Genomic DNA, 20759 nt, shown 5'->3' on the forward strand with positions numbered 1-20759 from the left:
ACGTTTTTATTTTTTTGACCTAAAACATCAGAGATTATGAGAGATCCATTGTATCCTCCCAACGGGGGCTTTTTGTCTTGCCCCAAACTCCACTACACTGATAGACAGTTTCTCCAACACCAAAAAACGAATGTCGTATGAGAAAAACACTACTGCTGGGGGCACTGTTGCTGTGCTCCTTATGGACGTTTGCCCAAACCAGACTGCTGCAAGGCCGGGTGACCGATGACCAGGGGCAGCCCGCCGCCTTTGCTTCCGTTCAGCTTAAAAGAAACCATAAAGGAGTAGCCGCCGACGCGGATGGTCGCTTTTCCATTTCGGTAAAAGCCGGGGATGTGCTGGTCATCAGCGGGACCAACATCACCTCCAAGGAAATTACCGTTGGCGACGAACCCAGCCTGAATATCGTCATCAGCCACAAAAGCACGACCATGACCGAAGTGGTCGTGACCGCGCTCGGCCAGACGCAAGCAAAGGCCAAGATCGGTTACGCCACACAAACGTTTAACACAGCCGCCATCAACAAAAACGGTGTCACCGGCGCTTTGGACGGATTGGAAGGAAAGATAGCCGGGGCAGAAATCTCCAATACCGGTGGACCCGGTTCTTCCACCAAAGTGGTGTTGAGGAGCTATGGGGTCATTTCCGGCGGCGATAACCAGCCCTTGTATGTCGTCGATGGGGTGCCTATGAGCGATGCCATCTTCTCCGGCAATACGACCGGAACAGACGGGGCCGACTATGGCAACGGGATGAACAATATCAATCCCAATGATATAGAAACCATCACGGTGCTAAAGGGTACGGCGGCATCCTCCCTGTACGGGAGCCTTGCGAAAAACGGCGCCATCATGATCACGACAAAGAGGGGTAGGGCAGGGAAGCTGAAAGTCGAATACAGCGGGTCCTTCAATATGAGCCAGGCCGGTAAGCTGCCCACCTACCAGGACGAATTCGGACAGGGTTGGGGCGGCGTCATGGTGCTGGATGAAAACGGCAGTTGGGGGCCCAAATACGATGGCACCATCCGGCCTTGGGGATCGATCGTGAACGGGAAGCAACTGAGCAAGCCCTTTGTGGCCATTAAGAATCCCTTGCGGCAGTTTTATGTCACCGGGCACGAATACAATAACAACCTGGCGCTCTCCGGTGGTTCCGACGCGAACCGGTTTTATTTCTCGTACGGCAATGTAAGCAGCGATGGGATCGTCCCGATCAACGGTAATACGCAGCAGCGCAATACCTTGTCCTTCCGGACCAATAGCCGCTATGGGAATTTCACGTTCAACACTTCCATCAACTATGTGGGCCAGATACTGAAGGTACCCAACACGGGTCAAGGCACCTCCTCCGGTGGCGGGGTCTATGAGTCCGTGCTGCAGATCCCGGTAGACATTCCCATCAAGCAATTTAAGGACATCAACAACCCGTTCTTCAATATCAATAATTTCTTTACCCCGTATGCGGAAAACCCTTACTTCGGGTTGTACAACAACGGGAACCAGCAGAAGCTGGACCGGATCTTCGGGAACCTGGACTTCGGCTATAAGTTCACCCCGCAGTTGAGTGCAGAATTCAGGCTGGGTGCGGACATTACCAATGCCCGGACCTTCGAATGGAAGAACTCCGCCAACGCGCTGGCGGGTACCTGGGACGGCTTTCCGGCCACCAACCCCGAAGGGATTTTTGCCATCAGGAACCCGGATTACGGCGGGGTGGCCCAGGGATCCGACTACTACGGCCTGGTCAACGGAGACCTCATCCTGAAGTACAATGCCGACCTGGGGAGTGGTTTTTCACTGGATGCATTGGCAGGGGGGAACTACTATACCACCAGCCAGCGGTCAGAGCTTGCGTCCATCACCCCCATCGCCGTTCCCGGGTTTTATAACCTGAACAATACGGGGAAACCGCCCACGGTGACCGACCAGTCGGGGCAATACCGGAAAATAGGCGTGTATGGACAGGTAACCCTCGGATACAAAGACCAGCTTTACCTTACCGGCAACGTCCGGAACGACTGGTCTTCCGCCTTGCCGATCAACGCCAACTCCATCTTCTATCCCGGCGCGGACCTTTCCTGGGTGGCGTCCTCCCTGTTCGCTAACAGCAGCACCGTCTCCTACCTGAAATTCCGGGCGGCCTACGGGAAGACCGGGTCCGACCCTGCCCCTTATCAAACCCTGGCCCAATTGGGGACCGGGAATATCACCCTTCCGTTTGGGTCCCTGACCGTACCGTTTAACGGGGTCAGCGGGTTCGGCGTCAGTGACCAGATCAATAACGCCAACCTGAAACCCATCTTTACCAATGAATGGGAAGGGGGTGTGGAAGCCAGGTTCCTGAAGGACCGGATCGGGTTGGACGCTACCGTCTATAGCAAAAAGACAAAGGGCCAGATATTTGCGGTACCGGTTGCCCCCTCCTCGGGATATGCGACCTATGTGCAAAACCTGGGTACGATCGGCAACAAGGGGATAGAGCTGACTCTTAACGTCCGTCCGGTAGAAACCAGGAATTTCACCTGGAACCTGACCTATGTCTTCAGCCGGGACTGGAACAAGGTGCTGGAGTTGACGGGCTCCTCCCAGGATCCGCTGCTGTTCGGGTTCTCTTCGGCCGTCGACGCCGAAATGCGCGCCGTGGTCGGCAAGACCGTGGCGTCCATTTACACGGGCATCCCCCAGACCAATGCAGCCGGACAAGTGGTGGTCAACCCGGTTACCGGGTACCCCTTGCCTAACACCACCGGGTTGTATGGCCTGAACCTGACCAAAGGATACATGGGCAGCGGTCTCTATACCTACCAAATGGGGCTGACGAATACCTTCACCTATAAGAACTGGACGCTGTCCGGGTCCCTCGATTTCCGCTACGGTGGGGTGATGTACAGCGGCACGGCGAACCTGTCCTTGTTTGTGGGGAATGCGGCCCCGACGGTATACAATGACCGCCGTCCCTTCATTTTCCCCAACTCGGTGATTTCCGTTGGCGGTGGCAAATATGTCCCCAACACCGTCTTTATCGGTTCGCCCGGAGGCGGCGGGGAATCCGACCAGTATTACAACGCGTACTCGGAAAGCAATAGCTTCTCCGGCGCCGCCGATCAGCAAAGGATCATCGACAAGTCCTTCCTGAAATTGAGGGACGTCAACCTTTCCTATAACCTGCCGGGGTCCTGGGCCGCCAAGATCAAAGCGTCTACCGCTTCCCTGGGCGTGTACGGGCGGAATTTTTTGCTGTGGACACCGAAAAACAATGTGTATGTCGATCCTGAGGCCACAGACCTTGGCAACGACCTCCAGAGCGAATACGGTGAACTGACCGGGCCTCCCCTTACCAAAAGCTATGGGGTAATTGTGAAAATCGTCTTTTAACCAACCAATGACATCAGGATATGAAAATACATAACAGATATATCGTTTACAGCGCCTGTTTGTTCGCGTTGTTATTGGGAGCGACCTCTTGTAAGCGGCTGCTCAACATCAATCAGAATCCGAACTATCCGACGCTGGCCCAAGGGACACCGGCCCAGGTATTCCCGGTCGCTGTCCTTGCAACGGCAGGCAGCGTGGGAGGGAACCTGGCCATCCTAGGCGGGATGTGGTCCCAGATTTTTACCCAGGCATCCCTTTCCCAACAATACACCGAAGTGGATTCCTATAACCTGACGAGCACCGACGTGTTCGTACAGGGCCCCTGGGATCAGATGTTTGTGGACGGCCTGAAGAACTTCCAATACGTCATCGCCCAGGCCGATTCCGTACAGGACTGGAACTCCTACCTGATGGGCACGGTCATGAAAGCATATACCGCTGCCACACTGGTGGATCTCTATGGGTCGACGCCTTATTCCAACGCCCTCGAAGGCATCACCAACCTGGACCCAAAGTTTGACAGCGGATATGCCATCTATACCAGCCTGATCGCGGAGATCGATACGGCCCAGGGGAAAGACTTTTCGGCCAACACCAATACCAATATGGGTAGCCAGGACCTGATATTTGGGGGTAACATGTCTTCCTGGCAGGCCTTCGCCAATACGCTAAAACTCAAGTTGTATCTGCGGATGGTCAACGCTTACCCGAGTGTCGCGCAGGCCGGGATCACCGCCCTGATCAATAGCGGGGTACCCCTCATTGGTACTTCCACGGGCGATGCCAGCGTAACGAATTTCTCGAACGCCCCCGGACAGGACAACCCCTTGTACGAACAAAATGTCCGGGAACTGAATACCCCGACAAACCTGAGGGCCAGCGTTACGATGGTCTCCTGGCTGTACGCCAATAACGATCCCCGGGTCAACGCGTACTATGGATCCACCTGGGGAACACCGGTCCTTGCGATCGATCAGGGGAATTTCCGTATCATCAGTAATACCTATGGGAACGCCAACGTGTTCACGGAGACGGCCAAAGACCCGGTAGAATTTGTTTCTATGGCGGACTCTTACTTTATGCAGGCGGAAGCTGCGGTTCGTTACTATGGAGGAACGAACGCCCAGAGCCTTTACAACCAGGGCGTCACCGTGGCTTTCGGCTATACGGGTTATCCGTCGGATACCGCCGCGGCCTTTCTGGCCACGGGCGGACCTTATGCCTGGGGCGCAGAAATGGAGGGCGGAAAGCTGCTCACCCCCCTTGCCCAGATCATCCGTCAGAAATGGGCCGCCAGCGGTTACGGCTGCCATGGTATAGAAAGTTACTTCGACTTCAACCGCACCGGGTTCCCGGCGAAGAGCGCCGTCTATTCGACCTCCGCGAGCTACGTACCGGGCCAGCTGGTGGTGGTGGCCAACTCCGTTTTGGGGTCGGGGCTGATGCCCAAGCGATTGATATATCCTTTTGACGAGCAGTCCAGGAATACCAATGCGCTGCCCACTGTTCCGATCACTACTCCTGTATGGTGGGGACTGTAATGATATATTGTAATGACGCAAAAAAACTTTAATATGGTTAAGTTATTTTATAGCATGATCCTTCTGGCAGGTCTCGGGTTGGCGGCGTCCTGTACGAAGACACAGAACTATGGAGGCACGGCCGTCCAGAAGATGGCGAACGGGTGGTGGGTGAAAGCCTATTCCTCCGTCAACGGCCTTGTTTCTATCACCCCGCCCGCCAATCCCGCCGGCTCCGATTCGGCGGCGGGTCATATCTACATCACGACCTACAATACGTCCGGCAACACCAACGACTCGTTATGGGCCGATGACCTGGGCGCCATTGGTGCCTATGGCCCTGCGGGTTATGACTTCAAAGCGACGTTGGGTGCGAATTATACGAGCTATACCATTTCCTCGGCCGGGACGATGAACCTCTACCAGACCAGCAACCCGGTGAAGTATGCCGTTGGGCAAGTCTTTCCCAAGGGTGGGCGGTCCAGGACCGGGGTGGTGACCGATAGTCTCATTTTGAAGATCGTGTTTATCGCGAATCCAACCGATACATTGACCGTGGAAGGGGTGGCAAGGACCGGGTTTGATGCGGATGACTGGCCGGCATCGCCTTATTCGCCACCCGCATAACAGCTACTAGATAATTTTAATAATCAAAATTGATAAGACGAAGGCCGGCTTCATATGAAGCCGGCCTTTTATTTGCCTCAAATTGCATATTTAACTCCTTGACTTTAAGCGAATTTTAGATAGGACTACGTTTTAACAAAAAGAGTTCTTAAAATTTTTCCCGCTTGTAAGCAGCAATTTAAATATCTTGCGTGTCAACTTGATGGCATGTAATTGTCGAGCACCGATTACCTGGGTCTCCCTTTACACATCACCTAACATTCAGAGATATGAGAAAACTTCTAAGCCTTCTAGCCGTATTCGGCTTGCTTCTCAGCAATGTAGCACTTGCACAAAATGTCCCCGTCAGGGGGAAAGTCCTGGACGACCAGGGGAACATCATTCCCTATGCGTCCGTAAAGATCAAGGGCGCCCGTGGCGGTACCGTGGCTGATGCCGACGGTATTTTCAACGTTAAAGCCAAACCAGGTGACGTCCTCGTGTTCACTTCCGCCGGCTACAAGGCGGGGGAAGTGACCTACAGCGGCCAGCCGATGGTAACCATCCAACTATCCAAAGTATCCCAGGAACTGTCCGATGTGGTCGTTACAGCCCTGGGTGTAAAAAGAAACAAGTCGGCACTGCCCTATGCCACCCAACAGGTGTCCGGGGATGAACTGAACCGGACCCCGACCACCAATTTCGTGGACAACCTGTCCGGGAAGGTCGCCGGTCTGAACATCACTGCCGCCAACACCATGGGTGGTTCGACCAACGTCATCCTCCGCGGTTTCAAATCCCTGACCCAATCCAACCAGGCGTTGTTTGTCGTGGACGGTATCCCTTACGACAACACCAACCAGAGCACGGGTGGTTTTGACCTTGGTAACACCGCCTCCGACCTGAACCCGGACGACATCGAGTCCGTCAGCGTCCTGAAAGGCGCTGCGGCATCCGCCCTTTATGGCTCCCGCGGGAACAACGGGGTCATCATGATCACGACCAAAAGGGGCCGCGCCAGCAAAGGTCTTGGTGTGACCGCCTCCTTTGGCGTTACAGTGGGCACCTTCGACCATAGCACCCTGCCGACGTACCAAACAACGTACGGGGAAGGTTATGGTAGCGCGTTTGCCTCGGCAGGCGCCCCCAGCCCTTACTTCATTTATGAATCCGTTCCGGGCGTGAACAGCGGGAACCCCGTTCAGATCGTCCAGACCCCCATCGACGCTGCTACCGGTCCCATCTACGACCCGAGCCTGATGGTGTATGGCTGGGATGCCTTCTCTCCGGGGAACCCCAACTTCCACAAGGCGACGGCCTGGCAGCCGGCGCAGCACCACAACCCGACCGACTTTTTTGTGACCCCGGTCACCACTACCGAAAGCATCTTAGCCAGCGGTGCCGGTGACAAAGGGACCTACAAGATCGGGTTTACGCACTCCGACGACAAGGACTTCATGCCGAGCGCCAATATGTCGAAAAACCTGCTGAACCTGAACATGACGCAAAACCTCAGCGACATGGTCAACGTCGGCGGTTCGTTCAACTACTCCCAGGAAGACGCCAAGAACCGGTACCTCTACCCCTATACGGGTACCACCAACATCATGACGGACTTCCGCCAGTGGTGGCCCACCAACGTCAACATCCAGGAACTGAAAAGCGACTACTTCCGGACGCTGTCCAACGCCAGTTGGAACTGGCAGGACGATGGGACCTACCAAAGCAACACCGCCGGTCATATCGGTATCCCGGCTTACCACGACAACCCCTACTGGGTTCAAAACCAGATGGCAGAAACGGATACCCGTTCCCGGTATTTCGGTAACGCTTACCTCAACTTCAAACCCGTTCCCTTCGTCAACATCCTGGGCCGTGTGACCACGGACCAATACACGATGCTGGTCGAGCGACGCGCCAATGTCGGCAGCCTGGAGACGTCTTTTTACGACCGCAGGAACCTCGGCTATAACGAAACCAACTACGACCTGATCGCCACCGTCGATAAGAACATCGCACCCGGGCTGAACCTGAGGGGCTTGTTGGGTGGTACCGTCCGTTGGGACCACACGACGACCATCGACGCCTCCACCAACGGCGGGCTGGTCGTCCCCGGTTTGTACGCCTTGTCCAACTCGGCGAAGAGCATCGCCGCTCCGAGTGAATCCGATTTCCGCAAACAGGTGTCGAGCGAATACGGTGACCTGGCCTTTACGTACAAAGAGACCTACACTATTGAGGGTACCCTTCGTCGTGACCAGTCCTCCGCGCTGCCCACGAACAACAATACGTACTATTATCCTTCGGTGTCCGGTAACATCATCTTCTCCAAGCTGGTACCGAATTCGACCTGGTATGGCAAGTTGTACGGGAACTACGCCCAGGTCGGTAACGACGTGAACTCGTACGCCATCAACAATACCTTCAATGCAGGGACTCCTTTCAACGGAGGTACGGTGTACTCGCAAAGTACGACCAACAACAACATCAACTTAAAGCCGGAAACCAACAAGACCTGGGAAATCGGTGTGGAAACCAACTTCTTCCACAACCGTCTCGGTGTCACGGCAGACTATTATCACTCGGTACAAAGCGACCAGATCCAGCCGAACAAGGTCTCTACATCGACCGGGTTCACCTACTTCTATGTCAACGGAGGGTCCTTACAGAACCAGGGGGTCGAGCTGACCATCAATGCTACGCCCGTCCGGACCAAGGATTTCAGCTGGAACATCTCGGTCAACTGGGCCAAGAACCAGGGCAAGGTGCTGAGCCTGTACGGCGGTCAGCCTTCTTATGAAATATCCGGTTATCAAAACGCCCTCCAACTGGTGGCCGAAGTGGGGAGCTACTACAACATGAGGGGTACGGACTATGTCTATAAGAACGGCCAAAGGGAAATCGACAACAACGGCCGTTACGTGATCAGCAGCAACCAGCTGACCGACTTGGGCGGCATCGCCCCCGACTGGATGGGGGGTGTTACGAACACCTTTACCTACAAAGACTTCACCCTGAGCTTCCTGGTGGATGTGAAACAAGGCGGTCACCTCTACTCTTTGGATATGGACTATGGTTCTTCCTCCGGTCTGTATCCCCAGAACGCCGGTTTGAACGACCAGGGCAAACAGGTACGCGCCCCGCTGGCGCAAGGCGGCGGGATCATCCTGAAAGGGGTGAACGAAAACACCGGCAAGGCCAATACGGTCCGTATCGACGAATCCGACATCAACACCGGCAACTATACGTTTAGCTCCGCCTACGGCCAGGCCGACCGGGACTTCGTATACGACGCTTCTTATATCAAGCTGAGGGAAGCAAACCTGACCTATACCCTACCGCACAAACTGTTCTCGGGTAAGGCGGTCATCAAAGGGATTGACTTTTCACTAGCAGGACGCAACCTGTGGATCATCCACAAGAACGAACCCTATGCCGACCCCGAACAAGGGCAGGCCTCCGGGAACGCTTCCATAGGCTTCCAAAACGGGGCTTATCCGACGATCCGCCAGTTCTCCGCTATCGTTAAACTCAAACTCTAAAAACCGAAGACGATGAAAAAGCTGACATATTTATTCCTTTCGATATCGGTGCTGGCGTCCTCTTGCGTAAAGAATACTTCTCTTTTGGCCGTGGACCCCAAAAGCCCGACTTCCGTTCCCTCGGCTTCGTTGTTCCTGAGCGCGGAAAAGAACCTGTTTGACAACTACACGTCGACCAGCGTGTCCTCTGCGCCCTTCCGGGTGTTGTCCCAGGAATGGACGGAGAATACCTACGTGTACGAGGCACAGTATAACTTCTCCGCGTATAACGCCCCGGACAACTGGTGGGCCAACATCTATGAGCAAATCCTGGGGAACCTGACCGCTGCCAAGGCTGCTTTTCCCACGGACGTACCGGATCCCGTCACGCTGCGCCACAGCCTGGACATAGCCGACATCATGGAAGTGCAGGCGTACTACTGGCTGATCGCCACTTACGGCAATGTGCCTTATTCACAAGCCGAAAACCGGACGATCCCGTTCCCGAAGTATGACGACGCCAAGACGATCGCAAAAGACCTATTCACCCGTCTGGACAGCTCCATCGCCGGTCTGGCGGTAGCGGGTGGAACCATGACCTCCTCAGAGGAGCAGGTGTACGGTGGGTCTCTTACCGCGTGGACCAAGTTTGCGGCTACCCTGAAGCTCAAACTGGCGATGCTGATCGCCGACGAAGACGCGACCACGGCGAGCACGGAAGCGCTGGCCGCCGTTGCTACAGGGGTGTTCTCTTCGAATGCGGACAATGCCGTGCTGGCGTATGACCCTTCTTCTCCCGGCAATTCAAACCCCTTGTACCAGGCCCTGGTATACAGCAAGCGCCACGACTTCATCACCACCAACCTGTTGGTCAATACGATGAACGGTTGGGCTGATCCCCGTGTGCCGCTGTACTTCCAGACCGACAAGAACGGGAACTATACCGGGGGTACACCCGGCGCGGGTAACGGGTACAAGACGGCTTCCGACTTTAGCCTGACGATCCAGCAGCCTGCTTTCCCCGGCGACCTCCTGGACTATACCCAGTCAGAATTCCTGATGGCGGAAGCCGCCGCCCGCGGTATCGCCGTCGGTGGAACCGCCGCCAGCCACTATGCCAACGCCATCACCGCGTCTATAGAGTTCTGGTATGCCGCTTCCGGTCTGACCCAGACCGCCGCGGACGCTGCTGCCGCCACTTACCTGGCCCAGCCGTCGGTGGCCTACGCTACAGCGACCGGGACCTGGCAGCAAAAGATCGGTTACCAGCAATGGATTGCCGATTATAACATGAACTGGGATTCCTGGACGGTGATCCGCCGCCTGGGGTATCCTGACCTCGATGTGGTCAATCCTCCGACCGGTGCCCAAGGCAACCTGCCGTTGCGGTTCTACTACCCGCTCGCGGAACAAACCACCAACTCCGTCAACTGGAAGGCCGCCGAGGCGACCCTGCCCGGTGGAGTGGATGTCGTGAGCGCCAAGCTGTGGTTCATGCCGTAAGCAAACCTTACTTCTTTTATAAAAGTGCCGCCTGCATCCGCAGGCGGCACTTTTTTTTGTTAGGACTTGCAAGGATTGAAACTTATAGTTATCTTGATTCATACGCCACTTTATACGCTCATACTCCACTTTTGCTTAAACCTTCGGAGATATGAGAATAATCTTTCTTCTCATAGGGGCTTTTTGCCTCTATGCAAGCACTCTTTGTGCCCAGACACTGACCGTGAAAGGAAAGGCGGTCGACGAATCGGGAGGGCCTGTGCCCTTCGTTTCCATCAAGTTAAAAGGGTCAAAAGGAGGGACCGTGGCGGACGCGGAAGGGGTCTTCTCCATCAAAGCCAAAGCGGGCGACATACTTGTCTTGTCGTCGGCGGGCTTTGAGACCAGACAGGCCACGGTGGTTGCCGGCGGTACGCTCGTGGTCACCCTGTCCAAGACCTCACAGGAGCTTGCTGCGGTGGTGGTCACTGCCCTGGGGATTAAAAGGGAAGCCCGGTCGCTGGGATACGCCACTGCCCAGATCGACAACAAGGACCTGAATGCCTCGCAGCCGGTCAATTTTGCAAACGGGATCACCGGCAAGGTATCCGGCATGAATGTGGACCTGACCAACAGCGGGGTGGACCCGGACAACGTCCGGATCACGCTGAGGGGCAACCGGTCTTTCCTTGGCAACAACGAGCCCCTGTTGGTCGTGGACGGCGTCCCCGTAGACATTTCCTACCTGGCGCAGATCAATTCCGCGGACATCGCCAGCGTCAACATCCTGAAAGGGGCGACGGCCGCCGCTTTGTATGGTTCCCAGGCGGCCAACGGAGTGATGGTGGTGACGACCCGGATGGGCGCGCACAAACCCACCATACAGTTCAATTCCACGATCACCTTTGACAAGGTGTCTTTTTTCCCAAAGATGCAGTACTACAACGGGCCGGCCTCCAGCGAATACAGCGCCACGGATGCCATCTCGTACGCCAACCCCGCGAACAACCAAAACGGGTATGTGCCTTTTGAAAACCAAAGTTTTGCTTCTCCCTACGCCAACGGGTCCCCCTGGGGCGGGGACTCGGTCATCATCGGTTTTCCCGGTCCCAACGGCCAAGTCCAGAAGATCCCTTACGAACCCCTGGCGGACGAGATCAAGAAATTCTGGAATACCGGGGCGACCTACCAGAACGGGATTTCCTATGCGCAGGGTGATGACAACAGTTCTTTTTTCTTAAGCGGTCAAAACATCCAAAAAACGGGGATCACGCCCGGAGATAAATTCAATCGGACCACGGTACGGTTTAACGGGTCCAAAAAATACGGGGTTTTCCGGGCCACGGGGAACGTGAGTTATGGGGAATCCAACCTGAACCAGGCGGGCAGCCTGTACAACACCTATTACCAGGTCCAGAACATTGCCACGTCGGTGCCCTTTACGAGCTATGCCAACACCGACGCCCTTTTTGGCGACATCAATACGTACTACAATGCGTATGCGTTAAATCCTTATTGGTACATCGACAACGACAGGTATACCAAAAACCGGCAGGACCTGCTGGCCAGCGGTGCCCTTTCGCTGGACGCGACCAAGTGGCTTACCCTCGACTACCAGTTAGGGGTGGAGAACTTCTCCTATTATGAACAAACAACGGTGGCGGCCCTCAACTTCAGCCCTTATGCTTTTTACCTGGCCAGCGCCACCCTGGCGGGCAACGAGTCGGTCTATGTGGGCGATGCCCTGCCGCAGGTGGCCACCGACAACGTCACCGACCGGAAGATCTATTCGAACTTCAGAGCCACGTTGCACAAAAGCATCGGGGACTTCGGCGGCCAATTGATCTTTGGCAATACCGTCAACCAGGAAAAAGAAAATGTCCTGATGAACGGGTCCACCACCTTGTTGAACATATCGGGTTTGTATAACGTCAACTTCCGTTCGGGTACACCCAGCGTCAACCAGTATTATTTCCTGACCCGCAACTTTGGGAACTACGCGGACCTGACGTTGAACTATAAGAATTTCGCTTTTATTCACGGCAGCGGCCGCCAGGACAAAACGTCGTTGTTGAACGCGGCCAACCGGACGTATTTCTATCCCGGCGTGGACGCGTCCCTTGTATTGAGCGACGTCCTTCCAGGGGTAAAGGACAGCCGTGTCGTGTCTTACCTGAAGATCAGGGGCGGCATCACCAAGACGGGCAACCTCAATGTCAACCCCTACCAGGTCCAAAACGTCCTGAGTGCGGGGCCCGGCTTCCCCTTTGGACAAACGACGGGTTTGACCACGTCTTTTACCTACGCCAACGGCAATCTGAAACCGGAGTTCACCACGTCCAACGAAATTGGCGCGGAGCTCGCCTTTTTGCACAACCGGTTTGACCTCCAGGGATCCTATTTCTACGAAAAGACCACGGATGAAACCGTTTCGGTGAGTGTATCCGATGCGTCCGGGTACCAGAACTACCTCGAAAACGTGGGCCGCATGGACAACCGCGGCCTGGAGCTGGACCTGAGGGCCAATATCCTTCGTTTGCGCAATGGACTGCGCTGGGATGTTGGCGTGCATTATACCCATTATAAAAACGTAGCCGTGGACCTCGGCCCGACGAATTCGCTGTATATCCCGAGCAACGGGCAAAGCAACGCGTATGCCGTCAAGGGAAACCCTTATCCCGTCTTGCAGGTGCCGGACTGGAACAAGGACAGCCTGGGGCGGGTTATCGTGGGGGCCAATAACGGGTTGCCCTCGGTCAATCCCACGCTGGTGAATTTCGGCGCCACCAATCCGGCACACACGCTGGGCATTACCACGTCCCTTGCCTTTATGGGTTTTACGCTGACGGCCGTGGCGGAATACCGGGGCGGGAATGTGATGTATAACGGCACCGGCACTTTCCTGGACGTGGATGGGCTTTCCGCCCGGTCGGCGATGTTCCAACACAGCCGCTTCGTGTATCCCAACTCGGTGATCCAGGTGGGGCCGGACAAATATGTCCCGAATACGAACATCACGGTGAACGACGGCGGCGTGGGCTTCTGGGGAAACTTCGGGTATTTCCCGCCGTCGATGTTTATCACCAGCGGCGCCTTTTGGTCCCTGCGCAACGTGAGCCTGACGTATGACCTGCCCAAGGGTGTGTTGCACCACCTGAAAGTGGTGCAGGCGATTTCGGTGGGCGTGGTGGGGTCAAACCTATTGCTTTTCCTCCCCAAGCTAAACACCTGGCAGGACCCGGAATTCAGCGAAGACAAGGGGAACGCCACGGGCACCAACAGCATCAACGAAGCGCCGCCGACCCGGACGTATGGGGCGAATCTCAACATCACGTTCTAAACACTTGAACAATGACACCAAGATATTTGTTTTTCGGACTCGTGTTCGTCGTCTGCGGCTGTAGCAAAGGGTTCCTGAATGTGAACAGCAATCCCAACGCGCCCAGCAGCGGGGCGCCTTCCCTCATTTTCACCAATGCCGAGGCGTTCACCGCGACGATCATCAACGGGAACGGGGGATCGGGCTTCGGGGACTTCTTCAACCTCAACTACCCGATGTCTTATGAGGCCCTCAGCAGCAACTACCAGGTGGCCTATAACATCACCCGGAACAACTATACCAGCACCGATTTTGCCGGTGTATGGACGGACATCTACCATAACCTGAACGACTACCTGCAGGTGGGAGAAGGGGCTTCAGGTGAACCGTTTTTAGCCGCGGGGGCCAAGGTCATGGAAGCGCTGGACTACCAGATGCTCGTCGATGGCTACGGCGATATCCCTTATTCCCAGGCGCTCCAATTGCCGCAGGGCGTCACGAATCCTTCGTACGACAACGCGCAGGCGGTATACAATGCCTGTCTGGGGAAGCTGGACTCGGCCATCGCGATCTTTGAGAGCGACAGCGTGACGGCCAATGGCTCCTATAACCCGGGGAACGCGGATATTATTTTCCAGGGGTCGCCGGCGTCTTGGGTGCAACTCGCGAACACGCTCAAGCTTCGTCTGCTGCTGCACGAGGTGACCGTGTCTTCCCAGGCGTCAACGATACAGGCGGAGGCCGCTAAAATCGCGGCCGATCCCAACGGCTGTCTGGGCGCGGGTCAGACGGCCTTTGTCAACCCCGGGTATGCGAAAGACGCCGCGAGCCACCTCAACCCGCTTTGGAGCACGATGGGGTATAGCATCACGGGCGCCCTTGCGAATGCGGATCAAAGTGCCAATAGCTATTTCATGGCCAAGCTGGCAAGCTACAATGATCCACGGGTGGGGTTCTTTTATCTTTGCGATCCTTCGACGGGTCAGCCCTCCGGCAACCCTTTCGGTATTCCGACCAATGCCTCGGCAACGTATGTCGGGAGCGGCCCCCAGGTCAACGCCAGTACCAACAGCATCGTCTATCCGTACAATGTATCCACATCGCTTGCGACCTGGGGTATCCTGCAAGGCGCGACCCAGAAGTCGATCCTGGTGTCCTCGTGGGAAAGTCTTTTCCTACAGGCCGAAGCGATCGAAAGGGGGTTGTTGCCGGGTGGGGACGCTGCCGCCGAAGCCGCATACCAGTCGGCGATCACCGACCACTTCACCTACCTGAGCGTGTACACGAATGGAACGGTTTCAGCGGCGCCTTCCACCTTTGCGGCGGCCTATTACGGTCAGGCCCTGGCCAATGTGGGCTGGACCTCCAGCCCGGACAAGATACAGGCCATCATCACCCAGAAGTACATCTCGCTTTGTTTTACCAATGCGGAAGAGGCCTGGACCGACTTCCGACGCACCGGTTTCCCGGGGGACCTGCCGTTGTCGACAGACCCGGCTGCCTTGTACCCAAGGGTTCTCCGGTTTATCTACCCACAAAGCGAATATGATTCCAACAAGGACAATGTGGAAAAAGAGGGGACCGTGTCCCCGGTCTCGCCAAAAATTTTCTGGATGCCATAAAAATCTGTGCAATGAAGAAACTACTCTATATCCTGCCGCTGACGCTGAGCGCGTGTCTCAAGGACACGTCCTCAACGGTCAACTTTGGCACGGTCAAACCCGTGATCGAGCAACTCAATTCGGCCAACTATCTCAACCAGACAACCGCCGGTCAGGCAAACCTGTATTCGTATTTTATGCAACTGAGGGTAGACAGCACGTATCTTGCCTCCGACTCCGTCGTCGTCGATGTGGGCGGTCCGCTGATCGGGAAGGATGTGACGGTGACCCTTGGCGTAGACACCGGGGCTTTTGACGCTTTTAATAACGCCAACGGCGGCGGATTTGCTCTTTTACCTGCCGGCACCTATGCCTGGACCAACGGGAATACCGCGACGATCAAGGCCGGCAAGGGTACCGCGGCCTGTTACCTGACCTTTCATACGGACCAGATCGACTTCACCCAACCCTATATCCTGCCGGTCTCCATCACCGATGCACAGGGACAGACGATCAGCGGCAACTATGGCAAGACGATGTATGCCATCATCCCGGGCAACCAATACATGGGTTTGTATCAATCCGTTGGCAACCGGGTGATGGGCGAAAATGTATATATCATCAACGACCTGAAACAGGTATATGACCTGTCTGCCTTTTTTGTAGTCCAGGGAGGGTATCCGACCGCGCCCAACCCGAACCCCCACGGACCCTACGTCAGCGCCCTCATACCCAATGCCGTCGTGGCCAACTGCGCCGACCAAACGGTCTACCTGTCCATCGGCGAACAAATGGACCTCACCGTCGACCCCGCGGGCGGCGTAACGGTCACCAATGACAACATCTACGGCTTCGGAAAACAAACCTACAAACTGATCAGCGGCAGCTCCACCTGGGACCCGGTCAAACATGCATTTACGCTGAGCTACGGCTTCATAGACCCTTATTCCGGCGATACCTCCGTCGTCCAGGAAACGATGACGCGGTTAAGATAGTTTTCTCATGTTTCCTTTCCTTTTCTACTTCAAAAAAGCCCTACGGTATGGCCACAGGGCATCCTGCTGTCTCAGCAAAGGGGTATGTCCATTTAACTCTTTTGCGTAGGTCTTCAACGCGCATTGCATGCCTGGATCCTACGCAAAAGAGTTAAATGGACATACCCCTTTGCGGGTCCCGCGGACCGGTTGCGATGCAGGGCGGGGAAAGGGTACCGGATTTGGGGTTTTACGGGTGTAGGGGTTTTGCGCGTATATTTGTGTGCTAAAGCATTTTCATCGTATGGCACAACAGGAGCAAGCACAGAATCAGCAGCTTAATATCGAAATATCCGAAGAGGTGGCCGAGGGGACGTATGCGAACCTGGCGATCATCACGCATTCTCATACGGAGTTTGTGGTGGATTTTGTCAATGTTATGCCGGGTACGCCAAAAAGCAAGGTGAAGTCCAGGATCATCCTGACCCCTCATCATGCAAAGCGGCTGATGAACGCGCTGGCGGACAACATCAACCGGTATGAGTCGACGCACGGCCAGATCCAGGACCTCGATACCATAGAATTGCCTTTCAACTTTGGCGGCCCCACGGCCCAGGCTTGATCATGATGGCTGTTTTTTCCTACGAATCATTGCACCAACTGGCCCTGGAGGTTTTTGTCTCCATCGGCTGCCCGGAAGAACAGGCCCTGACAGCGGCGGACGCGTTGTTGTCAGCGGACCTGAGGGGCGTGGATTCCCATGGCGTGGCGCGTTTGAGCGGCTACGTCCGTCTTTGGGAAAACGGGCGGGTCAATCCCCGTCCGCAGATACGCATCGTCCACGAAACACCCTCCACCGCGGTGGTGGACGGGGATAGCGGTCTTGGCCTGGTGGTCGCGCCCTTTGCCATGGGCGTTGCCATCCAAAAGGCGGCTACCGCGGGAACGGGCTGGGTCAGCACCTGCAACAGCAATCATTATGGTATCGCAGGGTATCACGCCATGCGGGCGCTGGCGCACGATATGATCGGTTTGTCCATGACCAATGCAAGCCCTTTGGTGGCACCTACCTTTTCCATAGAACGCCTCCTGGGGACCAACCCGATTGCCGTTGCCATACCGGCCGGTGCTGAGCCGCCTTTTGTGGCGGACCTGGCGACGACCACGGCCGCCAACGGGAAATTGGAAATCCTGCAGCGGAAAGGGGCGGAGGCCCCTTCGGGATGGATACAGGATGCGGAAGGTCGCGGCACGAACGATCCTTCCGCGACGGCCAGGGGGGGCGCCCTGCTGCCGCTGGGTGGGGACAGGGAGCACGGAAGCCACAAGGGATACGCCCTTGGGGCGGTCGTAGATATTTTCTCCGCCGTCCTGAGTGGGGCCAATTATGGCCCCTGGGTGCCGCCTTTCGTGGCTTTTCTGCCGGTCGCACCCGATCTGCCCGGAAAGGGGATCGGACACTTCTTTGGCGCGATGCGCGTCGACGCCTTCAGACCGGCGGCTGATTTCAAGGCAAATATGGACCAGTGGATACGCCGCTTCCGGTCGGCACGCCCCGTGGAGGGGCAGGAACGGGTGCTCATTCCGGGGGATCCGGAGCGGGAAATGGAAGGGATTCGCCGTTCTTCCGGTATACCCGTGGTGGATGCTGTGGCGGCTGACCTGGAGGCCCTTGCGCGAAAGCGGGGGGTGAATTTCCCAGCGACCATGGGCTGATTTCCGCTGAGGCCGTATATTTGCAGCCGTTTATGAAATCGCCATCAGACCATTTCGTAACGCAATCAGAATTTAGCAGCAATGAAAATCATGAAGTTTGGTGGGACTTCCGTCGGGAAGCCCGAAAGGATGCACCAAGTCAGGGAACTGATCACCCGGGACAATGAACCCAAGATCGTCGTTTTGTCTGCGCTGTCGGGTACCACGAACACGTTGGTATCGATCGGCGAATCCTGCGCCCAGGGCGAGAAGGCCGGCGCCAAGGACATCATCGATAAGCTGGAGGCGCACTACCGGTCCTTTGTAAAGGACCTGCTCAAGCCCGGACCAGCCCGGGATAAGGCGAACGGGATCGTGTCGGAGCACTTCGAGTTCCTGAACATCATCCTGAAGATATCGTTTAACGAAGCCCTCAATAAGGACATCCTGGCCCAGGGGGAACTCCTGAGCACCAAACTTTTCTCCTGTTATCTCCAGCAGGAAGGCCTCACACACAAGCTGCTGCCCGCGCTGGAGTTCATGAGCATCGACAGTTATGACGAACCCCAGGTTGGGTCCATCAAGGTCCGTTTGGGGATGCTCCTCGAAGAAAATAAGGAAACGCCCTTGTTTATCACCCAGGGCTATATCTGCCGTAACGCCAAAGGCGAGATCGACAACCTCAAAAGGGGGGGAAGCGATTATACGGCTTCCCTGGTCGCCGCCGCCATCCAGGCTTCGGTGTGCGAGATTTGGACAGACATCGACGGCATGCACAACAACGATCCCCGCATCGTCGATAAAACGCTGCCGATCGAAACCCTTAGTTTCGACGAAGCCGCGGAGCTGGCTTATTTTGGGGCCAAGATCCTCCACCCCGCCTCCATCTGGCCGGCGCAGCACTACAATGTACCGGTGAAACTGCTCAATACAATGCAGCCCGATGCCAAAGGCACGATCATCCAGGAAAAAGCTTCTTCCCGGGGTGCAAAAGCGGTTGCCGCAAAAGACGGCATCATCGCCATCAAGATCAAAAGCAGCCGCATGCTCCTGGCGTATGGCTTCCTGAGGAAAATATTCGAAGTGTTCGAAAAATACCGGACCCCCATCGATATGGTGACCACTTCCGAAGTGGCGGTTTCCCTGACCATCGACACCAAGGCCCACCTTGCGGAGATCATCAAGGAACTGGAGCCTTTTGGAACGGTCGAGGTGGACGAGGAACAAACCATCGTATCCGTGGTCGGACACGAGCTTGCCGAGGAAAAGGCAACGCTGACGCGTCTTTTCGACGCCCTGGACGGCATACCGGTCCGAATGGTCTCCTTTGGGGGCAGCCCGCACAACGTATCCCTCCTGGTACCGGCCGAGCACAAGAAAAAGACCCTTCAATTACTGAATAAAGGGTTGTTCGGGTTGTAAAGCAAACACATGAGGGAGATTTCTTTTGACAATACCGAGAACGCATTCGCCTACAAATCAGACAAGGCGCTCAGGAAAGCGCGTCTCCTGTTTAGCTCGATGGGGTATCCCCTGCTGGTGAAATGGGGTACGCGGATGACGCCTTTGGCCATGCGGCTGAACCTGCCCGTGAAAGGTTTGATCCGGGGGACCATCTTCGAACAATTCGTGGGTGGAGAAACCCTGGAGGAAACCTCCGGTGTTGCGGCAACGCTGGCCCGTTTTGGAGTGGGTGTCATTCTCGATTACGGGGTGGAAGGCAAAGAGGGAGAAGAGAACTTCGACCATGCGACCGAAGAATTTGTCCGGGTCATCCGTTATGCGGGGTCCCGGCCCAACATCCCGCTGATCAGCGTAAAGGTCACCGGGTTTGCCCGTTTCGGACTTTTGGAGAAGCTGGACAGTTTGTCCGGCCCCGATGACGGGTACAAGGGGATCGTCCACACGGACTCACTGGGGGCTTCCGAAAAAGCCGAATGGGAAAGGGTCGTCGCGCGCATGACGCGGATCTGCGAGGCGGCCGCTTCGGCAAAGGTGGGCGTCCTGGTGGATGCGGAGGAAACCTGGATCCAGGATCCGGTGGATGCGCTTACCACGCTGATGATGGAACGGTTTAACCGGGACGGCAGGGCGGTTGTGTTCAATACGGTTCAGTTGTACCGGCACGACCGCCTGGCTTTTCTGAAGGGGAGCTATGAGGTTGCACACGAGCGGGGTTTTCTCTTAGGGGCCAAGCTGGTACGCGGGGCGTATATGGAAAAGGAAAGGAAAAGGGCCGCCGAACAGCACTATCCTTCTCCCATCCAGCCCACCAAGGAAGCCACCGACAGGGACTATAACCTGGGCGTGGAATTCTGTATCCGGCATATCGAGGATATCTCCCTGATCGTTGCTTCGCACAACGAGAACAGCAACCTGCTCGCGGTACGCCTGCTCCAGGAACGGCACCTTCCCCTGGACCATCCGCATATCCATTTCTCCCAGCTGTATGGGATGAGCGATAATATTTCCTTCAACCTGGCCGCCGCGGGTTGCCCGGTCAGCAAATACCTTCCCTTCGGACCGATCGGGGACGTCATTCCCTACCTGATGCGCCGCGCCCAGGAGAACAGCTCGGTCTCGGGTCAAACCGGCAGGGAATTGAGTCTCATACATAAGGAGCTGGAGCGCCGGAAGGGGTAGCTTTGACATGGCTTTGCAAAC

The 20759-nt window shown here is 56.0% G+C and carries 12 protein-coding genes; all 12 read left to right on the top strand.

Features of this window, described 5'->3' with window-relative positions; all coding sequences use genetic code 11:
- Window positions 1-137: 137 nt before the first annotated feature.
- The 12 genes from EDB95_RS17430 (at window position 138) to EDB95_RS17485 (ending at window position 20738) form a co-directional block, all read left to right on the top strand.
- Window positions 138-3377, top strand: coding sequence for a SusC/RagA family TonB-linked outer membrane protein (locus EDB95_RS17430; RefSeq protein WP_133995339.1), 3240 nt, complete (start codon window positions 138-140; stop codon window positions 3375-3377).
- A 20-nt stretch (window positions 3378-3397) separates the two neighbouring features.
- Window positions 3398-4918, top strand: a complete 1521-nt coding sequence (locus EDB95_RS17435) for a SusD/RagB family nutrient-binding outer membrane lipoprotein (RefSeq protein WP_133995340.1) — start codon at window positions 3398-3400, stop codon at window positions 4916-4918.
- A gap of 33 nt (window positions 4919-4951) precedes the next feature.
- Window positions 4952-5524 carry a lipid-binding protein gene (locus tag EDB95_RS17440; protein ID WP_162852660.1) on the top strand — a complete coding sequence of 191 codons (573 nt, stop codon included), beginning with the start codon at window positions 4952-4954 and terminating at the stop codon, window positions 5522-5524.
- A 269-nt stretch (window positions 5525-5793) separates the two neighbouring features.
- The gene (locus EDB95_RS17445) at window positions 5794-9045 is read left to right on the top strand and encodes a SusC/RagA family TonB-linked outer membrane protein (protein ID WP_133995344.1); all 3252 of its coding nucleotides are present in this window, start codon (window positions 5794-5796) and stop codon (window positions 9043-9045) included.
- A gap of 12 nt (window positions 9046-9057) precedes the next feature.
- Complete coding sequence (locus EDB95_RS17450; RefSeq protein ID WP_133995346.1) at window positions 9058-10527, top strand: SusD/RagB family nutrient-binding outer membrane lipoprotein; 1470 nt, start codon at window positions 9058-9060, stop codon at window positions 10525-10527.
- A gap of 151 nt (window positions 10528-10678) precedes the next feature.
- A complete protein-coding gene (locus tag EDB95_RS17455) occupies window positions 10679-13846 on the top strand; it encodes a SusC/RagA family TonB-linked outer membrane protein (RefSeq protein WP_133995348.1) in 3168 nt (1055 codons plus the stop codon).
- A gap of 11 nt (window positions 13847-13857) precedes the next feature.
- Window positions 13858-15447, top strand: coding sequence for a SusD/RagB family nutrient-binding outer membrane lipoprotein (locus EDB95_RS17460; protein ID WP_133995350.1), 1590 nt, complete (start codon window positions 13858-13860; stop codon window positions 15445-15447).
- Between the two features lie 11 nt (window positions 15448-15458).
- Window positions 15459-16421 carry a DUF1735 domain-containing protein gene (locus EDB95_RS17465; protein ID WP_133995352.1) on the top strand — a complete coding sequence of 321 codons (963 nt, stop codon included), beginning with the start codon at window positions 15459-15461 and terminating at the stop codon, window positions 16419-16421.
- 283 nt (window positions 16422-16704) lie between these two features.
- Window positions 16705-17022, top strand: a complete 318-nt coding sequence (locus EDB95_RS17470; RefSeq protein WP_133995354.1) for a DUF3467 domain-containing protein — start codon at window positions 16705-16707, stop codon at window positions 17020-17022.
- 2 nt (window positions 17023-17024) lie between these two features.
- A complete protein-coding gene (locus EDB95_RS17475; RefSeq protein ID WP_211352154.1) occupies window positions 17025-18116 on the top strand; it encodes an Ldh family oxidoreductase in 1092 nt (363 codons plus the stop codon).
- 81 nt (window positions 18117-18197) lie between these two features.
- The gene (locus tag EDB95_RS17480) at window positions 18198-19517 is read left to right on the top strand and encodes an aspartate kinase (protein WP_133995356.1); all 1320 of its coding nucleotides are present in this window, start codon (window positions 18198-18200) and stop codon (window positions 19515-19517) included.
- A 9-nt stretch (window positions 19518-19526) separates the two neighbouring features.
- Window positions 19527-20738: a proline dehydrogenase family protein gene (locus EDB95_RS17485; RefSeq protein ID WP_133995358.1), complete on the top strand. Its 1212-nt coding sequence runs from the start codon at window positions 19527-19529 to the stop codon at window positions 20736-20738.
- Window positions 20739-20759: the final 21 nt, after the last annotated feature.

Origin of the sequence: Dinghuibacter silviterrae (assembly GCF_004366355.1) — a bacterium.
GTDB lineage: Bacteria > Bacteroidota > Bacteroidia > Chitinophagales > Chitinophagaceae > Dinghuibacter > Dinghuibacter silviterrae.